This window comes from Micromonospora sp. R77, assembly GCF_022747945.1.
In the GTDB taxonomy this organism is placed as follows: Bacteria; Actinomycetota; Actinomycetes; order Mycobacteriales; family Micromonosporaceae; genus Micromonospora.
Genome location: NZ_JALDST010000001.1, coordinates 3,078,030 through 3,092,735 on the forward strand (window position 1 = coordinate 3,078,030; position 14,706 = coordinate 3,092,735).

At 72.7% G+C, this 14,706-nt stretch carries 9 protein-coding genes and 1 pseudogene; 7 read left to right on the forward strand and 3 right to left on the reverse strand.

Annotated features, from left to right (window positions below):
• The first annotated feature begins 80 nt into the window (after nucleotides 1-80).
• Nucleotides 81-1,495, forward strand: a pseudogene (locus MRQ36_RS14385) (FAD-binding oxidoreductase).
• Nucleotides 1,496-1,529: 34 nt separating this feature from the next.
• Here MRQ36_RS14385 and MRQ36_RS14390 read toward each other — a convergent pair.
• Nucleotides 1,530-3,608: a SpoIIE family protein phosphatase gene (locus MRQ36_RS14390; RefSeq protein ID WP_242795935.1), complete on the reverse strand. Its 2,079-nt coding sequence runs from the start codon at nucleotides 3,606-3,608 to the stop codon at nucleotides 1,530-1,532.
• Nucleotides 3,609-3,858: 250 nt separating this feature from the next.
• On the opposite strand from MRQ36_RS14390, the gene MRQ36_RS14395 reads away from it, so the two are divergent.
• Nucleotides 3,859-8,226: a HAMP domain-containing protein gene (locus tag MRQ36_RS14395; RefSeq protein WP_374250169.1), complete on the forward strand. Its 4,368-nt coding sequence runs from the start codon at nucleotides 3,859-3,861 to the stop codon at nucleotides 8,224-8,226.
• Nucleotides 8,223-8,780: a two-component system response regulator gene (locus MRQ36_RS14400; RefSeq protein WP_242795939.1), complete on the forward strand. Its 558-nt coding sequence runs from the start codon at nucleotides 8,223-8,225 to the stop codon at nucleotides 8,778-8,780. The genes MRQ36_RS14395 and MRQ36_RS14400 overlap by 4 nt, the downstream gene beginning before the upstream one ends.
• Before the next feature lie 4 nt (nucleotides 8,781-8,784).
• On the opposite strand, the gene MRQ36_RS14405 is transcribed toward MRQ36_RS14400, so the two are convergent.
• Complete coding sequence (locus MRQ36_RS14405; RefSeq protein ID WP_242795941.1) at nucleotides 8,785-9,294, reverse strand: GbsR/MarR family transcriptional regulator; 510 nt, start codon at nucleotides 9,292-9,294, stop codon at nucleotides 8,785-8,787.
• A gap of 94 nt (nucleotides 9,295-9,388) precedes the next feature.
• Between MRQ36_RS14405 and MRQ36_RS14410 the strand changes: the two genes are divergently transcribed.
• Together MRQ36_RS14410 and MRQ36_RS14415 are read left to right on the forward strand one after the other, a co-directional pair.
• Nucleotides 9,389-10,315, forward strand: a complete 927-nt coding sequence (locus MRQ36_RS14410; protein ID WP_242795943.1) for an ABC transporter ATP-binding protein — start codon at nucleotides 9,389-9,391, stop codon at nucleotides 10,313-10,315.
• Nucleotides 10,312-11,904, forward strand: coding sequence for an ABC transporter permease (locus tag MRQ36_RS14415; RefSeq protein ID WP_242795945.1), 1,593 nt, complete (start codon nucleotides 10,312-10,314; stop codon nucleotides 11,902-11,904). The genes MRQ36_RS14410 and MRQ36_RS14415 overlap by 4 nt, the downstream gene beginning before the upstream one ends.
• 252 nt (nucleotides 11,905-12,156) lie before the next feature.
• Here MRQ36_RS14415 and MRQ36_RS14420 read toward each other — a convergent pair whose 3' ends face one another.
• Nucleotides 12,157-12,489, reverse strand: a complete 333-nt coding sequence (locus tag MRQ36_RS14420) for an STAS domain-containing protein (protein ID WP_242795947.1) — start codon at nucleotides 12,487-12,489, stop codon at nucleotides 12,157-12,159.
• A 226-nt stretch (nucleotides 12,490-12,715) separates the two neighbouring features.
• On the opposite strand from MRQ36_RS14420, the gene hemL reads away from it, so the two are divergent.
• Together hemL and MRQ36_RS14430 are read left to right on the forward strand one after the other, a co-directional pair.
• Nucleotides 12,716-14,053, forward strand: coding sequence for a glutamate-1-semialdehyde 2,1-aminomutase (gene hemL, locus MRQ36_RS14425; RefSeq protein ID WP_242795949.1), 1,338 nt, complete (start codon nucleotides 12,716-12,718; stop codon nucleotides 14,051-14,053).
• A 4-nt stretch (nucleotides 14,054-14,057) separates the two neighbouring features.
• Nucleotides 14,058-14,705, forward strand: a complete 648-nt coding sequence (locus tag MRQ36_RS14430) for a histidine phosphatase family protein (RefSeq protein WP_242795951.1) — start codon at nucleotides 14,058-14,060, stop codon at nucleotides 14,703-14,705.
• The last annotated feature ends 1 nt before the right edge of the window (nucleotide 14,706 follow it).

Sequence of the window (14,706 nt, forward strand, 5' to 3'; positions counted from 1 at the left end):
AGGCGACGTCGCTCGCGCGGAAGGAGATCGTGCCGATCAACCGGCCACCACGATTTTCGAACACATGTACGATTACCGCCATGGCGGCTGCAGTGAGCGTGACGGACCAGATCACCCGGCGACTGGCGGAGATCTGCGGCCCGCCCTTCGCCCGCTTCGCCGGTCCGGCCGACGAGGTCGCCGGTCGCACCGCCCGCTGGGTGGCGGTTCCCGGCGGGCCGTACGCCGCCGCCGAGGTGATCCGGCTCGCCGCGGCGCACGACCTGACCGTCGTACCCCGGGGTGCCGGCACGAAGATCGACTGGGGTGCGGCCCCCGACCAGGTCGACATCATGCTCGACACCGGCCGGCTCGCCGGTGTCTGGCACGAGCCGCGCGGGGCGGGAGTGGCCGAGATCGGCGCGGGGACCCGCTCCGCGCGGCCCAGGCCGCGCTGGAACGCACCGGCCAGCGGCTGGCGCTGGACGCCCCGTCGCCCGGCGCGACCCTCGGCGGGGTGCTCGCCGCCGACGAAGCCGGCCCGCTGCGCCACCGGCACGGCAGCCCCTGCGCGCAGCTCGTCGGGGTCCGCTACCTCGACGCCGACGGGGAGCTGGTCAGCGTCGGCGAGCCCGGCACGGCGCTGCTCGGCCGGGCCGGTCCGGCACGGAACCACCGCGCCGCCGCGCTGCCCGGCGCGGCCGACCTGCCCGGGTTCGACGTCGCCCGGCTGCTCTGCGGCTCGCAGGGCGGGCTCGGGGTGCTGGTCTCGGCCACCATGCGGGTGCAGCCCGTGCCGGCCGGCCGGGTATGGGTGTCCCGGCCGGTCTGGACCCCGCTGGAGGTGCACGACCTGGTCCGCGCGGTGCTCGCCGCCCGACTCGACCCGTCGGCGATCGAGCTGGACCTGCCGGTCCCGGTGCCGCTGCCCCGCCGCCGGGTCCACCCCGCGCACCCCTCCGTGGTCCACCGCCCCGACCACCCGGCGGTGACCGGTCGGACGGGTCGGCCGGCCGCCGCCGGCAGCCTGGTGGTGCTGCTGGAAGGCGGCCCGGCGGACGAGGCGGAACGCGTCGAGCGGCTGACCGCCCTGTTCGGCCCGGAGGCCACGGTCGGCCACACCGCTCCCGAGTGGTGGGGGCGCTACCCGTTCGGCCCCGGCGACACCGCGCTCCGCATCGAGGTGCCCATCAACGACCTGCACGCCGCCGTCTACGCCCTCCGCGACGCGGCCGGCGCCCCCGTTCCGGTACGCGGTTCGGCCGGCGTCGGCACCGTGCACGCGGTGCTGCCCGCCGCCCTGCCGGCCGACCGGGTCACCTCGATCGTCGCCGGCGTACGCGGGGTGCTGCTCGCCCGGCAGGGCCGCTGCACGGTGGTGGCCGCACCTCCGCCGGTCCGCCGGTCGGTCGACCTGTGGGGCGAACTGCCCTCCCTGCCCCGGCTCCGGGCCGCCAAGGAACGCCTCGACCCGCACCAGCGGCTGGCCCCGGGCCGCCTCCCCGGCGGCCTATGACGACCCGCCCGGCGGCGTCGGTGCGGGCGGACCCTCAGAGGGCGTCGTTGCGCAGGACGAGGATGGCGATGTCGTCGCGGGGCGCCTCGACGGAGAAGCCGATCGCGGCGGCCCGGAGGCGGGCGGCCACCACGTCCGCCGAATAGCCGGCCAGCGGGGCGGCCGCGTCGCGCAGCCGGTCGGTGCCGAACAGTTCCCGGCCTCGCCGCCGCTCGGTCACCCCGTCGGTGTAGAAGACGAGCGCGTCGCCCGGGCCGAGCGGGACGTCCGCGGTCGGCGTGGTGATGGAGTCGAGCAGCCCGAGCGCGGTGCCGCCGGTGCCCACGAAACCGGCACCCCCGCCGGAGAGCAGCACCGGCCGGTCGTGGCCGGCCAGGTGCAGCGCCACGTCGAGCTGATCGCCGTGGCCGGGCCCGACGGCGGCCAGGGCCAGCGTGCAGTACCGCCCCCCGCCACGCTCCACCAGCGTCTCGTTGAGTCGGGACAGCACCTCCGGCAGCGGTTTGCCGTCACCGACCAGCACCCGGATCACGTCCCGGACCAGGCCGGTGACCGCCGCCGCCTGCACGCCCTTGCCGGAGACGTCGCCGACGACCACCAGCCAGCGGCCGTCCGGCAGTGGTACCACGTCGTAGAAGTCGCCGCCGACCTCGGCGTCGTCGCCGGTGGGAACGTACTCGGCGGCGAAGCCGATGCCCTCCACCACGGGCAGCACCGGCGGGAGCAGCGACTGCTGGAGGGTCTGGGCCACCCGCCGCCGCTCGGCGTGGATCCGGGCGTTCTCGATCGCCAGGGCGGCGCGGCGGGCCACGTCCTCCAGCACCGAGACCTCGTCCGGATCGTGCCGGTGTCGCTGGTGGCGCCCCACCGCGAGGGTGCCGAGCCGCTGGCCACGGGCGATCAACGGTACGGCGAAGCCCTCCATCGGGCCGGCGAGCGGCACCTGCGCCGCGCTCCGGGACGCCTCACGCAGCCGGGCCTGGATCGAGTCCGGGCCGGTCTCCTGGAGCACCTTGTGCAGCTGCGGCAGCACCGACTCGTCGGCGTGGGTGGCGGTGGCCAGCCGCAACCGACCCCACTCGTCGGTGGTGTGCACCGCGCACCACTGGCCGAGTCGAGGCACCACCAGCTGGGGGATCAGCGCCATCGTCAGCTCGACGTCGAGGGACTGGGCGAGCAGTTCGCTCGCCTCGGCGAGGAAGGTCAGCCAGGCCTGCCGCCGGACGTCCAGCCGGCGCAGCCGGTCGTTCTCCAGGTGCAGCGAGAGCCGCTCGGCGGCCAGGATCGCCAGCGGCCGGGCGTACGCCGAGGGCGCCGCGTCGAGCTCCAACTCCCCGGCGTACGGGCGGTGCACGGCCAGCGGCACCCGGAGCAGTTCGTTGCTCGCCCGGGGCTGCCGGCCGTAGCGGGCCAGCAGTTGGGAGCCCTGGGCGTCGCCCCGGTCCAACCGGACCACCCCACCGGCCGCGCCGACCATCTCGGCCAGCCGGGTCAGCAGCCCGGTGGCGAACTCCGGCAGCGGGTCGTCCGCGTACGGGTCGGGGCTGATCTGCATCAGCTCGCTCATCGCGGCCGCGCTCGGGGTGCCGCCGTCCGGGGCGGCGCCACCCGCGTCGCGGGTGTCCCCGCCGCCGGCCCGGGTCGGTGGGGCGGTGCCGGGCCGGTCCAGCCGGAACCAGACGCCCTTTCCGCTCGGCAGGTACGTCGTGCCCCAGCGGCTGGAGAAGTGGTCGACCAGCAGCAGCCCCCGCCCGCGCGGGGAGACCTCGTCGATCTCCGGGGTGTCGTTGCGGACGCCCACCACCAGGTCGTCCACCGGGCCGGCGGCGAAGTCGGAGACGGTGACGGTCAGTCCGGTGCGGTCGGCGACGACCTCGATGTCCAGTTCGGTGCGGGCGTGCTCGACGGCGTTGGTGGAGAGCTCGGTGGTGAGCAGCAGCGCCTCGTTGAGCAGTTCGTCCAGGTCGGCCTCGGCGAGCACCGAGCGGACCAGGGCGCGGGCGGCGGCGGGCGTACGCCGGTCGGCGGGGAGCCGGACGTGCCGGACGTGGTCCTCCGCCTCGCCGGTCCTCGGGGGCCCCGCCTCCGCTCCTGACACCTCCGTATCCTCCACCGCCCCCACCCCACCTGCCAACCCACCCCGCCTTCCCGCCCTCCTGCGGCCCCTCCCGCCCTCCTCGCTCCGGTGATCATGGGGTTGGCGGTGCGGAACCGGGCGGATCGACCCGCCAACCCCATGATCAGCGGAGGAAGGGGGGCCGACGTGGTGGGGTGTTGGGAGGTCGGCCTCGACGGTGGCGCGGGCAGAATGGTGGGATGGCTGCGTGTCGGCACGAGCCGGTGGGCCCCGAGCTGAGCGAGGAATGATGACCACGGCGAAACAGTCGGTAGCCGCGGATCCGTCCGCGCCGGACCACGAGGTGCTGCTCGGCGAGCTGGTCGAGGCGCTGCGCCGGGTGCGCGGCGGCGACCTCCGGGTACGCCTGCCCCGGCGGGCCGGCACGGCCGGCGAGGTGGCCGACGCCTTCAACGACGTGGTGTCGCTGCAGGAGCGGCAGCACCTGGACCTGCGCCGGATCAGCCGGATCGTCGGCCGGGACGGCCGGCTCACCGAACGCCTCGACGACGAGGGCCTGGACGGCTCCTGGGCGGAGGGGCAGCGGGCGGTCAACTCGCTCATCGACGACCTGGGGCGGCCGACCACGGAGATCGCCCGGGTGATCGTGGCGGTGGCCGACGGCGACCTCTCCCAGCACATGGCGCTGGAGATCGACGGTCGCCCGCTGCGCGGCGAGTACCTGCGCATCGGTCGCACCGTGAACACCATGGTCGACCAGCTCTCGTCCTTCTCGAACGAGGTGACCCGGGTGGCCCGCGAGGTGGGCACCGAGGGCAAGCTCGGCGGCCAGGCCGACGTACGCGGTGTCGCCGGCACCTGGAAGGACCTCACCGACTCGGTGAACACCATGGCGTCGAACCTGACGTACCAGGTGCGGTCGATCTCGCAGGTGGCCACGGCGGTGGCGAAGGGCGACCTGTCGCAGAAGATCACCGTGTCGGCGAAGGGCGAGGTGGCCGAGCTGGCGCACACCTTCAACTCGCTGACCGACACACTGCGCCTCTTCGCCGAGCAGGTGACCCGGGTGGCCCGGGAGGTGGGCACCGAGGGGAAGCTCGGCGGCCAGGCGGAGGTGCCGAACGTCGCCGGCACCTGGAAGGACCTGACCGACAGCGTCAACTCGATGGCGTCGAACCTGACCGCCCAGGTGCGGAACATCGCCCAGGTGTCCACGGCGGTTGCCCGGGGCGACCTCAGCCAGAAGATCACGGTCGCTGCCCAGGGCGAGATCCTGGAGCTGAAGGACACCGTCAACACCATGGTCGACCAGCTCTCGTCGTTCGCGGACGAGGTGACCCGGGTGGCCCGGGAGGTGGGCATCGAGGGCAAGCTCGGCGGCCAGGCGCAGGTACGCGGCGTCTCCGGCACCTGGCGCGACCTGACCGAGAACGTGAACCAGCTCGCCGGCAACCTGACCAGCCAGGTCCGCAACATCTCCCAGGTCTCCACGGCGGTCGCCAAGGGTGACCTGAGCCAGAAGATCACCGTCGACGCGCAGGGCGAGATCCTGGAGCTGAAGAACACCGTCAACACCATGGTCGACCAGCTCTCGTCGTTCGCGGACGAGGTGACCCGGGTGGCCCGGGAGGTGGGCACCGAGGGCAAGCTGGGCGGCCAGGCCCAGGTCAAGGGCGTGCTGGGCACCTGGCGGGATCTCACCGACAACGTGAACTCGATGGCGTCGAACCTGACCAGCCAGGTGCGGAACATCGCCTCGGTCACCACCGCCGTGGCCAAGGGTGACCTGTCGCAGAAGATCACGGTGGATGCCCGGGGTGAGATCCTGGAGCTGAAGTCGACGGTGAACACGATGGTCGACCAGCTCTCGTCGTTCGCGGACGAGGTGACCCGGGTGGCCCGTGAGGTGGGCACCGAGGGCAAGCTCGGCGGCCAGGCCCAGGTGCGCGGTGTGGCCGGCACCTGGCGGGACCTGACGGACAACGTGAACTCGATGGCGTCGAACCTGACCGCCCAGGTGCGGAACATCGCCCAGGTCTCCACGGCGGTCGCCAAGGGTGACCTGTCGCAGAAGATCACGGTGGATGCCCGGGGTGAGATCCTGGAGCTGAAGTCGACGGTGAACACGATGGTCGACCAGCTCTCGTCGTTCGCGGACGAGGTGACCCGGGTGGCCCGCGAGGTGGGCACCGAGGGCAAGCTGGGCGGTCAGGCCCAGGTCAAGGGCGTCAGCGGTACGTGGCGGGACCTGACCGACAACGTGAACTCGATGGCGTCGAACCTGACCAGCCAGGTGCGGAACATCGCCTCGGTCACCACGGCGGTGGCGAAGGGCGACCTCGGCCAGAAGATCACCGTCGACGCGCAGGGCGAGATCCTGGAGCTGAAGAACACCGTCAACACCATGGTCGACCAGCTCAGCTCGTTCGCCGACGAGGTGACCCGGGTGGCCCGCGAGGTCGGCATCGAGGGCAAGCTCGGCGGTCAGGCGCAGGTCAAGGGGGTCTCCGGCACCTGGCGGGACCTCACCGAGAACGTCAACCAGCTCGCCTCGACGCTGACCACCCAGCTCCGCGCGATCGCCCAGGTCTCCACCTCGGTGACCCGGGGCGACCTGACCCAGCGGATCGCGGTCAAGGCGCAGGGCGAGGTCGCCGAGCTGAAGGACAACATCAACCAGATGATCGTCACCCTCCGGGAGACGACCAAGAAGAACGCCGAGCAGGGCTGGCTGGACTCCAACCTGGCCCGGATCGGCGGGCTGCTCCAGGGCCAGCGGGACCTCGGCGAGGTCTGCCGCATGATCATGATGGAGGTGACCCCGCTGGTGGACGCGCAGCTCGGCGCGTTCTTCCTGGCGGACAGCTCCGACGGCAGCATGCGGCTGCGCCTCACCGCGTCGTACGGCTATGTGGCGCGGGGACACGACGTGACGTTCGGTCCCGGCGAGGGACTGGTCGGGCAGGCCGGCCTGTCCCGCCGGACGATCCGGGTCAACGCCCAGCCCGACGGGCGGCTGGTGCTGCGCTCCGGGCTGGCCGAGACGCCCCCCGCCGACCTGGTGGTGCTGCCCGTCCTCTTCGAGGGCGAACTGCTCGGCGTGATCGAGTTCGCCGGGGTCGCCACCTTCTCCGAGCTGCACCTGGCGTTCCTGGAGCGGCTGGTGCTGACCATCGGCATCGCGGTCAACACCATCCAGGCCAACCGGCGTACGGAGGAGCTGCTGGCCCAGTCGCAGCGGCTCGCCCACGAGCTGCAGGAGCAGTCGGCGGAGTTGCAGCGCACCAACGCCGAGCTGGAGGACAAGGCCCAGCTGCTGTCGGAGCAGAAGGCGAACATCGAGACCCAGAACCGGGAGATCGAGCTGGCCCGGCTGGGCCTGGAGGACAAGGCGCAGCAGCTCACCCGGGCGTCGGCGTACAAGTCGGAGTTCCTGGCGAACATGAGCCACGAGCTGCGTACGCCGCTGAACTCGTTGCTGCTGCTGGCCCGGCTGCTGGTGGAGAACTCGGAGCGGAACCTGACGCCGAAGCAGATCGAGTTCGCCCGGACCATCCACAGCGCCGGCTCCGACCTGCTGTCCCTGATCGACGACATCCTCGACCTGTCGAAGATCGAGGCGGGCCGGATGGACGTGGAGCCCACCGAGGTCCGCTTCTCGGAGATCCGCGGCTACGTCGAGCAGGCGTTCGCCCCGCAGGCCGAGGAGAAGGGCCTCGACTTCCAGGTACGCATCGCCAAGGACCTGCCGCCGGCGGTGGTCACCGACGCCCAACGGTTGCAGCAGATCCTGCGCAACCTGCTCTCCAACGCGATGAAGTTCACCGACAACGGCGCGGTCACGTTGCGGATCGGCCCGGCCGCCGAGAACGCCGTCTTCGACGTGCCGGCGCTGACCAACGCCCGGCAGGTGATCGCCTTCACGGTGATCGACACCGGCATCGGCATCTCCGACGACAAGCTGTCGCTGATCTTCGAGGCGTTCCAGCAGGCGGACGGCACCACCAGCCGCCGGTACGGCGGGACCGGGCTGGGCCTGTCGATCAGTCGGGACCTGGCCCGACTGCTCGGCGGTTCGATCACCGTGTCGTCGGCGCCCGGGCAGGGTTCGACGTTCACTCTCTTCGTACCCGATGTGCTGGCGCCGGACGCGGTGGTGGCGCCGCAGGCACCCTCGCCGAGCCGTGCGGGCCTGCCGTCCTCCCTGCTCATGCCCATGGAGCTGCCGCAGGCGACGGAGACGCCGTCGACCCGGCGGCTGGACGGGGTGACCGTCCTGATCGTCGACGACGACGTCCGGAACGTCTTCGCGCTGACCAGCGCATTGGAACTGCACGGCATGACCGTGCTGTACTCGGACAACGGGGCGGACGGCGTCCGCCTGCTCGCCGAGCATCCGGAGGTGGACATCGTGTTGATGGATGCGATGATGCCGGACCAGGACGGGTACGAGACGACCGGGCAGATCCGGCGCAACCACCGCTTCGCGGACCTGCCGATCGTGTTCCTGACCGCGAAGGCGATGCCGGGGGACCGCGAGTCGGCGCTCGCGGCCGGGGGCAGCGACTACATCACCAAGCCGGTGGATCTGGACGAGCTGATCGAGCTGATGGCGTCCTGGATCAGCGGTGGCCGAGGCGAGGAGAGTTCGTGACACAGACGGCCAAGGCGCTGCTGGTGGACGACCGTCGGGAGAACCTGATGGCGTTGGAGGCGATCCTCCAGGGGCTGCCGGTGCAGTCGGTCGCCGTGGAGAGCGGCGAGGCGGCGCTCAAGCAGCTGCTGGTGGACGACTTCGCGGTGATCCTGCTGGACGCCCAGATGCCGGACATGGACGGGTTCGAGACGGCCAGCCACATCAAGCGGCGGGAGCGGACCCGGCACGTACCGATCATCTTCCTCACCGCGGCGGACAAGGACGCCCAGCTCGCCCTGCGTGGCTACGCGGTCGGCGCGGTCGACTACCTGACCAAGCCGTTCGACCCGTGGGTGCTGCGCGCGAAGGTGTCGGTCTTCGTCGAGCTGTGGGTGAAGACCCGGCAGCTCGCCGCCCAGTCCGACGTGGTCCGGGAGCGGGACGCGCAGTGGCGGGTGCTCACCGACGCGGTCGACGAGGCGAGCGCGCTGCTGCGCGCCGACGACAGCACGGAGGCCCGGGACCGCGCGGTCGACCTGCTCGAACAGGCCCGCTGGGGCAACACCCACTGACCTATCAGGCGTCGGCCCGGTCGCCGTGTCCGGTCGCGGCCCGCCAGGCCCGCCACCGGTCACCCATCGAGTCGATCTCCTTCTGTACGAAGAGGAAGAAGTCCCGCATCTCGGCGACCCGTTCGCCGGCCGGGGTGTCCCGTCCGTGCAGGGCGTCCACGCCGCCGCTGGCGATGTCGATGAAGGTCTTGTAGATGCTGGTCTTGGTGATGGTCACCTCGTACCAGGGGTTCTCCGGCATCCGGTAGCGGTCCCGCCGGGAGCCCTTCACCGGCTCGCGGATCAGCATGCCGAACTGGGTGAGATAGCGGACCGCCCCGGAGACGGCCGCCGCGCTGACCCCCAGCCGCTCGCCGATCTCGGCGGCGGTGAGTGGTTCGTCGGCGCTCATCACGGCGAAGAGCACCCGGCCGGCCATCCGGGGGAAGCCGACGTCGGCCCAGGCCATTGCCATCCGCTCGACGAAGAGGTGGACCTCCTCCTCGTTGCGGGTGGGGCGGGGTACGTCCGGCATGGGTGCGGGCTCCTCACTGCGCTGTCGTGGACCCGATCGTGCCTCACATATTAGTGTCTTCACAAGTTTGTGAAACAAGCGTAGCTTCCAAATCATGGAAACTCCGATTGAGGTGTCCGGCCTGGTGAAGACCTTCGGCCGGATCCGCGCGCTCGACGGGCTCGACCTCACCGTCCGTGCCGGAGAGGTGCACGGCTTCCTGGGCCCCAACGGGTCCGGCAAGTCCACCACCATCCGGGTGCTGCTCGGCCTGCTCCGGGCGGACGCGGGGGCCGTCCGACTGCTCGGCGGCGACCCGTGGCGGGACGCCGTCGCCCTGCACCGCCGGCTGGCGTACGTCCCCGGCGACGTCACCCTCTGGCCCAACCTCTCCGGCGGCGAGGTGATCGACCTGCTCGGCCGGATGCGCGGCGGGCTGGACCCGAAGCGCCGCGCCGAGCTGCTGGAATCGTTCGAACTGGACCCGCGCAAGAAGGGTCGGGCCTACTCCAAGGGCAACCGGCAGAAGGTCGGCCTGGTCGCCGCTCTCGCCTCCGACGTGGAACTGCTCGTCCTCGACGAGCCCACCTCCGGGCTGGACCCGCTGATGGAAGAGGTCTTCCAGCACTGGATCCGCCGGGCCCGGCAGGACGGCCGCACCGTCCTGCTCTCCAGCCACATCCTCGCCGAGGTGGAGGCGCTCTGCGACCGGGTGACGATCATCCGCAACGGCCGGGCGGTGGAGTCCGGCACCCTCACCGAGCTGCGCCACCTGCACCGCACCTCGATCGACGCGGAGCTGGCCGCCCCGGTCGACGGGCTGACCGACCTGGCCGGGGTGCACGACCTGCGGGTCGACGGCAACCGGGTGCGCTTCGACGTGGACACCGCCGCCCTCGACGCCGCGCTGCGCCGGCTCACCGAACTCGGCGTACGCAGCCTGGTCAGCCAGCCGCCCACGCTGGAGGAACTGTTCCTGCGCCACTACGAGTCCACCGAGGCCGGTGCCGCCCCCGCCGCAACGACCGGGGTGACCGCATGAGCACGCTGACCGGGGCGCGGCACCTGGCCCGGCTGATGCTGCGCCGGGACCGGCTGCTGCTCCCGCTCTGGATGCTGGTCCTCGCCGTGCTCCCCGCCACCTACGCCAAGAGCTTCTTCGAACTCTTCTCCACCCCCGCCGAGCGGGCCGCGTACGTGGTCGGCACCGGCCGGAACCCGTCCGTCGTCGCCCTGCTCGGCCCGCTCTACGGCGACAGCGTCGGCGCGCTCACCGCCCAGCGGGGCGGTTTCCTGCTGACGCTCGTCGCGCTGGCCAGCCTGCTCACCGTCATCCGGCACACCCGTACCGAGGAGGAGGCCGGTCGCCGGGAACTGCTCGGCGGCTCCGTCCTCGGCCGGTACGCCGGACTGACCGCCGCGCTGGCCGTGACGTACGCGGCCGACCTGCTGCTCGGCCTGCTCACCGCCGCCGGCCTGGTCGCCACCGGGCTGCCGGCGGTCGGCTCGCTGGCGTACGGGCTGGGCACCGCCCTGACCGGCATCGTCTTCGCCACCGTCGGCGGGCTCACCGCCCAGCTCACCGAGACGGCCGGCGGCGCCCGGGGCATCGCGATCGCGGTGCTCGGGGCGGCCTTCGGGCTGCGCCTCGCCGGTGACACCTCGGAGCGGGACTGGTTGAGCTGGCTCTCGCCGTTGGGCTGGGCCCCGCGGGTCCGCGCGTACGAAGGGGACCGGTGGTGGGTGCTGGTGCTGCCGGTGCTGCTGGCCGGGCTGCTCGCCGCGGTCGCGTACCCCCTCTCGGTGCGTCGCGACCTGGGCGCCGGGCTGCTGCCGCCCCGGCTCGGTCCGGTCGCCGCCGGGCCGGGCCTCGCCGGCCCGTTCGGGCTGGCCTGGCGGCTGCACCGCAGTCAGCTCCTCTGGTGGTCCGTCGGGTTCGGCCTGCTCGGGCTGATCCTCGGCGGGGCCGCGCAGGCCGCCGGCCGGTCGGTCGAGGGCAACCCGCAGCTGGAGGAGATCATGGCGCGGCTCGGGGGCGCCGCCGGGATGGCCGACGCCTACCTCGGTGTGTCGCTGAGCCTCGCCGGGTGGGCCGCTGCCGGCTTCGGCATCCAGGCGGCGCTGCGGATGCGGGCGGAGGAGACCGCCGGCCGGGCCGAACCGCTGCTGGCCACCGGGGTGCACCGGTCCCGCTGGCTCCTGGCGCACCTGACGTTCGCGCTGCTCGGGCCGGCGGTGGTGCTCGCGGTGACCGGGTTCGCCACCGGCCTCGCCTACGGGATCAGCATCCACGACGTGGCCGGTCAGCTGCCGCGGATGGTCGGCGCGGGCCTGGCGCAGCTACCGGCGGCGTGGGTGCTGACCGGCCTCGCCGTGCTGCTCTACGGCCTGCTGCCCCGGCTCGCCCCGACTGCCTGGGCGGTGCTGGCGGTCTGCGTGCTGCTCGGCCAGCTCGGCGCGGTCCTGAAGCTCGGCCAGTGGCTGCTGGACCTCTCCCCGTTCACCCACACCCCGCAGGTCCTCTCGCCGAACTGGCACGCCACCCCGCTCTGGCTGCTGACCGCCCTGGCCCTCCTCCTGGCCACCACCGGCCTGACCACCTTCACCCGCCGAGACATCCCCACCACCTGACCCCACCCCGCCCTCGCCCCGGGGGCGACCGCCAGAACCGCAAGATCGTGCTCGATCCAGGATCGAGTGGTGTCCGCCTCGACCCCACCACGTCCCGGATAGAGCATGATCGCGGCGCGGTACGCGGTCCGCGGTACGCGGTGCGCCGCGTTGATCAAGGGGTTTGCGTCAGAAACGGGCTTTCCGGAGACGCATACCTCTTGATCAACGCAGTGAGGCAGGGCGCAGGAGGGGTGGGGAGGGCCCGAGGGGTCAGGGGGCGGTTTCGTTCTTGATCATCAGGGCGCTGCGGAGGCCGGTGATGTCGAGGACGCGGAGCAGGAAGTCGCCGACGTTGCTGAGCACCAGCAGGCTCTGGGCGTGGCTGGCCTTGCGGCTGAGCACGACGAGGGTGCCGAGGCCCTGCGAGTCGCAGAAGGTCACCCCGCCCATGTCCAGCACGATGCGGGGCGGCGGCTCGGCCAGCACCTCATTGACGACAGTCGACAGCTGGGCGGCCGTGAGCATGTCGATCTCACCAGCGAGGCGAAGAACCACTTCATCGCCCGTCCGGTGTAGCGTGATGGACAGTTCGGCACGATCCACGCGGTCAGCCTATCGCGATCTCGACCGGCCGGCCCGTCGAGCGGACTCCCGGCCGTCCAGCCGCCCGGTCTCGACCCTGCCGGTGTGCGGCGTGCCGGCTCTCGCGAACGGGCGCGCGGCGTGCCGGCCGCCGCGACGGGTGGCGGGCGGGTGGCGGGTGAGCCCGGTAACCCTGCTGCGGGGTGGCTGCCGATTCGCCGTCCGGCGCTGACACAATGGCCGCATCGTGACCGATACCTTTTCCGCCGGATCCGGCCGCTACCCGGCCGATGCACCGGCCTCCGAGGCCCTGTTCGACCGCGCCAAGGCCATCGTGCCCGGCGGGGTGAACTCCCCCGTGCGCGCGTTCGGTGCCGTCGGTGGCACCCCGCGCTTCATGGTCCGGGGGGAGGGTCCCTGGCTCTTCGACGCCGACGGGCGGCGCTATGTCGACCTGGTCTGCTCCTGGGGGCCGCTGATCCTCGGGCACGCCCACCCGCAGGTGGTCGAGGCGCTGCGGGAGGCCGCCGGGCTCGGCACCAGCTTCGGCACGCCGACACCGGGCGAGGTGGAGCTGGCCGCCGAGATCGTCGACCGCACCCCGGTCGAGCAGGTCCGGCTGGTCAACTCGGGCACCGAGGCCACCATGTCGGCGATCCGGCTGGCCCGTGGCTTCACCGGCCGCGCCAAGATCATCAAGTTCGCCGGCTGCTACCACGGCCACTCGGACGCGCTGCTCGCCGCCGCCGGCTCCGGCGTCGCCACCTTCGGGCTGCCCGACTCGCCCGGGGTGACCGGCGCGGCGGCCGGCGACACCATCGTGCTGCCGTACAACGACATCACGGCGGTCGAGGCGGCGTTCGCGGCCGAGGGCCCGCACATCGCCGCGGTGATCACCGAGGCCGCCGCCGGCAACATGGGCGTGGTCGCCCCGCGCGACGGCTTCAACAGTCAGCTCGCCCGCATCGCGCACGCGCACGGCGCGCTGCTGATCGTCGACGAGGTGATGACCGGGTTCCGGGTCTCCCGCGCCGGCTGGCACGGCCTCGACCCGTCGGAGGCCGACCTGTGGACGTACGGGAAGGTCATGGGTGGCGGGCTGCCCGCCGCGGCTTTCGGTGGCCGCGCGGAGATCATGGCCCGGCTGGCCCCGGCCGGCCCGGTCTACCAGGCCGGCACCCTCTCCGGTAACCCGCTCGCCTGCGCCGCCGGCCTGGCCACGCTGCGGCTGGCCGACGACGCGCTCTACCGCAAGCTCGACGAGACGGCCGCCGTCGTGGGCAGGCTCGCCGCGGACGCGCTGGCCGCCGCTGGGGTCCCGCACCGCCTCTCGTACGCGGGCAGCATGTTCTCGATCTTCTTCACCGACGCCGACGTGGCCGACTACGACAGCGCCCGCACCCAGCAGGTGCCCGCGTTCAAGGCGTTCTTCCACGCGATGCTCGCCGCCGGCGTCTATCTGCCGCCGAGCGCGTTCGAGTCGTGGTTCGTCTCGACGGCGATCGACGACGCCGCGATGGAGCAGATCGCCGCGGCCCTGCCGGGTGCGGCGCGGGCAGCGGCAGCGGCGGGACACGGGGGTTGATCACATGAGTGAGACGGTGGTGCACGTGCTGCGGCACGGCGAGGTGCACAACCCGGACGGCATCCTCTACGGCCGGCTGCCCGGTTTCCGCCTCTCCGAGCTGGGCGTTCAGATGGCCAAGGCCGCCGCCCAGGCGCTCGCCGAGCGGAACGTCGTGCACGTGGTGGCGAGCCCGCTGGAGCGCGCGCAGCAGACCGCCGAACCGATCGCCGGGCAGTTCGGCCTCCCGGTCGGGGAGGACGAGCGGCTGATCGAGAGCGCCAACTGGTTCGAGGGCAAGAAGGTCTCCCCGGGCGACGGCTCCTTCCGCGACCCGCGCAACTGGTGGGTGCTGCGCGACCCGGTCACCCCCTCCTGGGGGGAGGCGTACCAGGCGATCGCCGAGCGGATGTTCGCCGCCCTGAACGCCGCCCGGGTCGCCGCCGAGGGGCGCGAGGCCGTGCTCGTCTCGCACCAGCTGCCCATCTGGACCCTGCGGCGGTACGTCGAGCGCAAGCGGCTCTGGCACGACCCGCGCAAGCGGCAGTGCGGGCTGGCCAGCCTCACCACGTTCCACTTCGACGGCGCGAAGGTCGTCGGCATCGGCTACTCCGAGCCGGCCGCGCACCTGATCGCCATCTCGCCGACCGCCCGGACGGCCAAGGGGGCCTGAC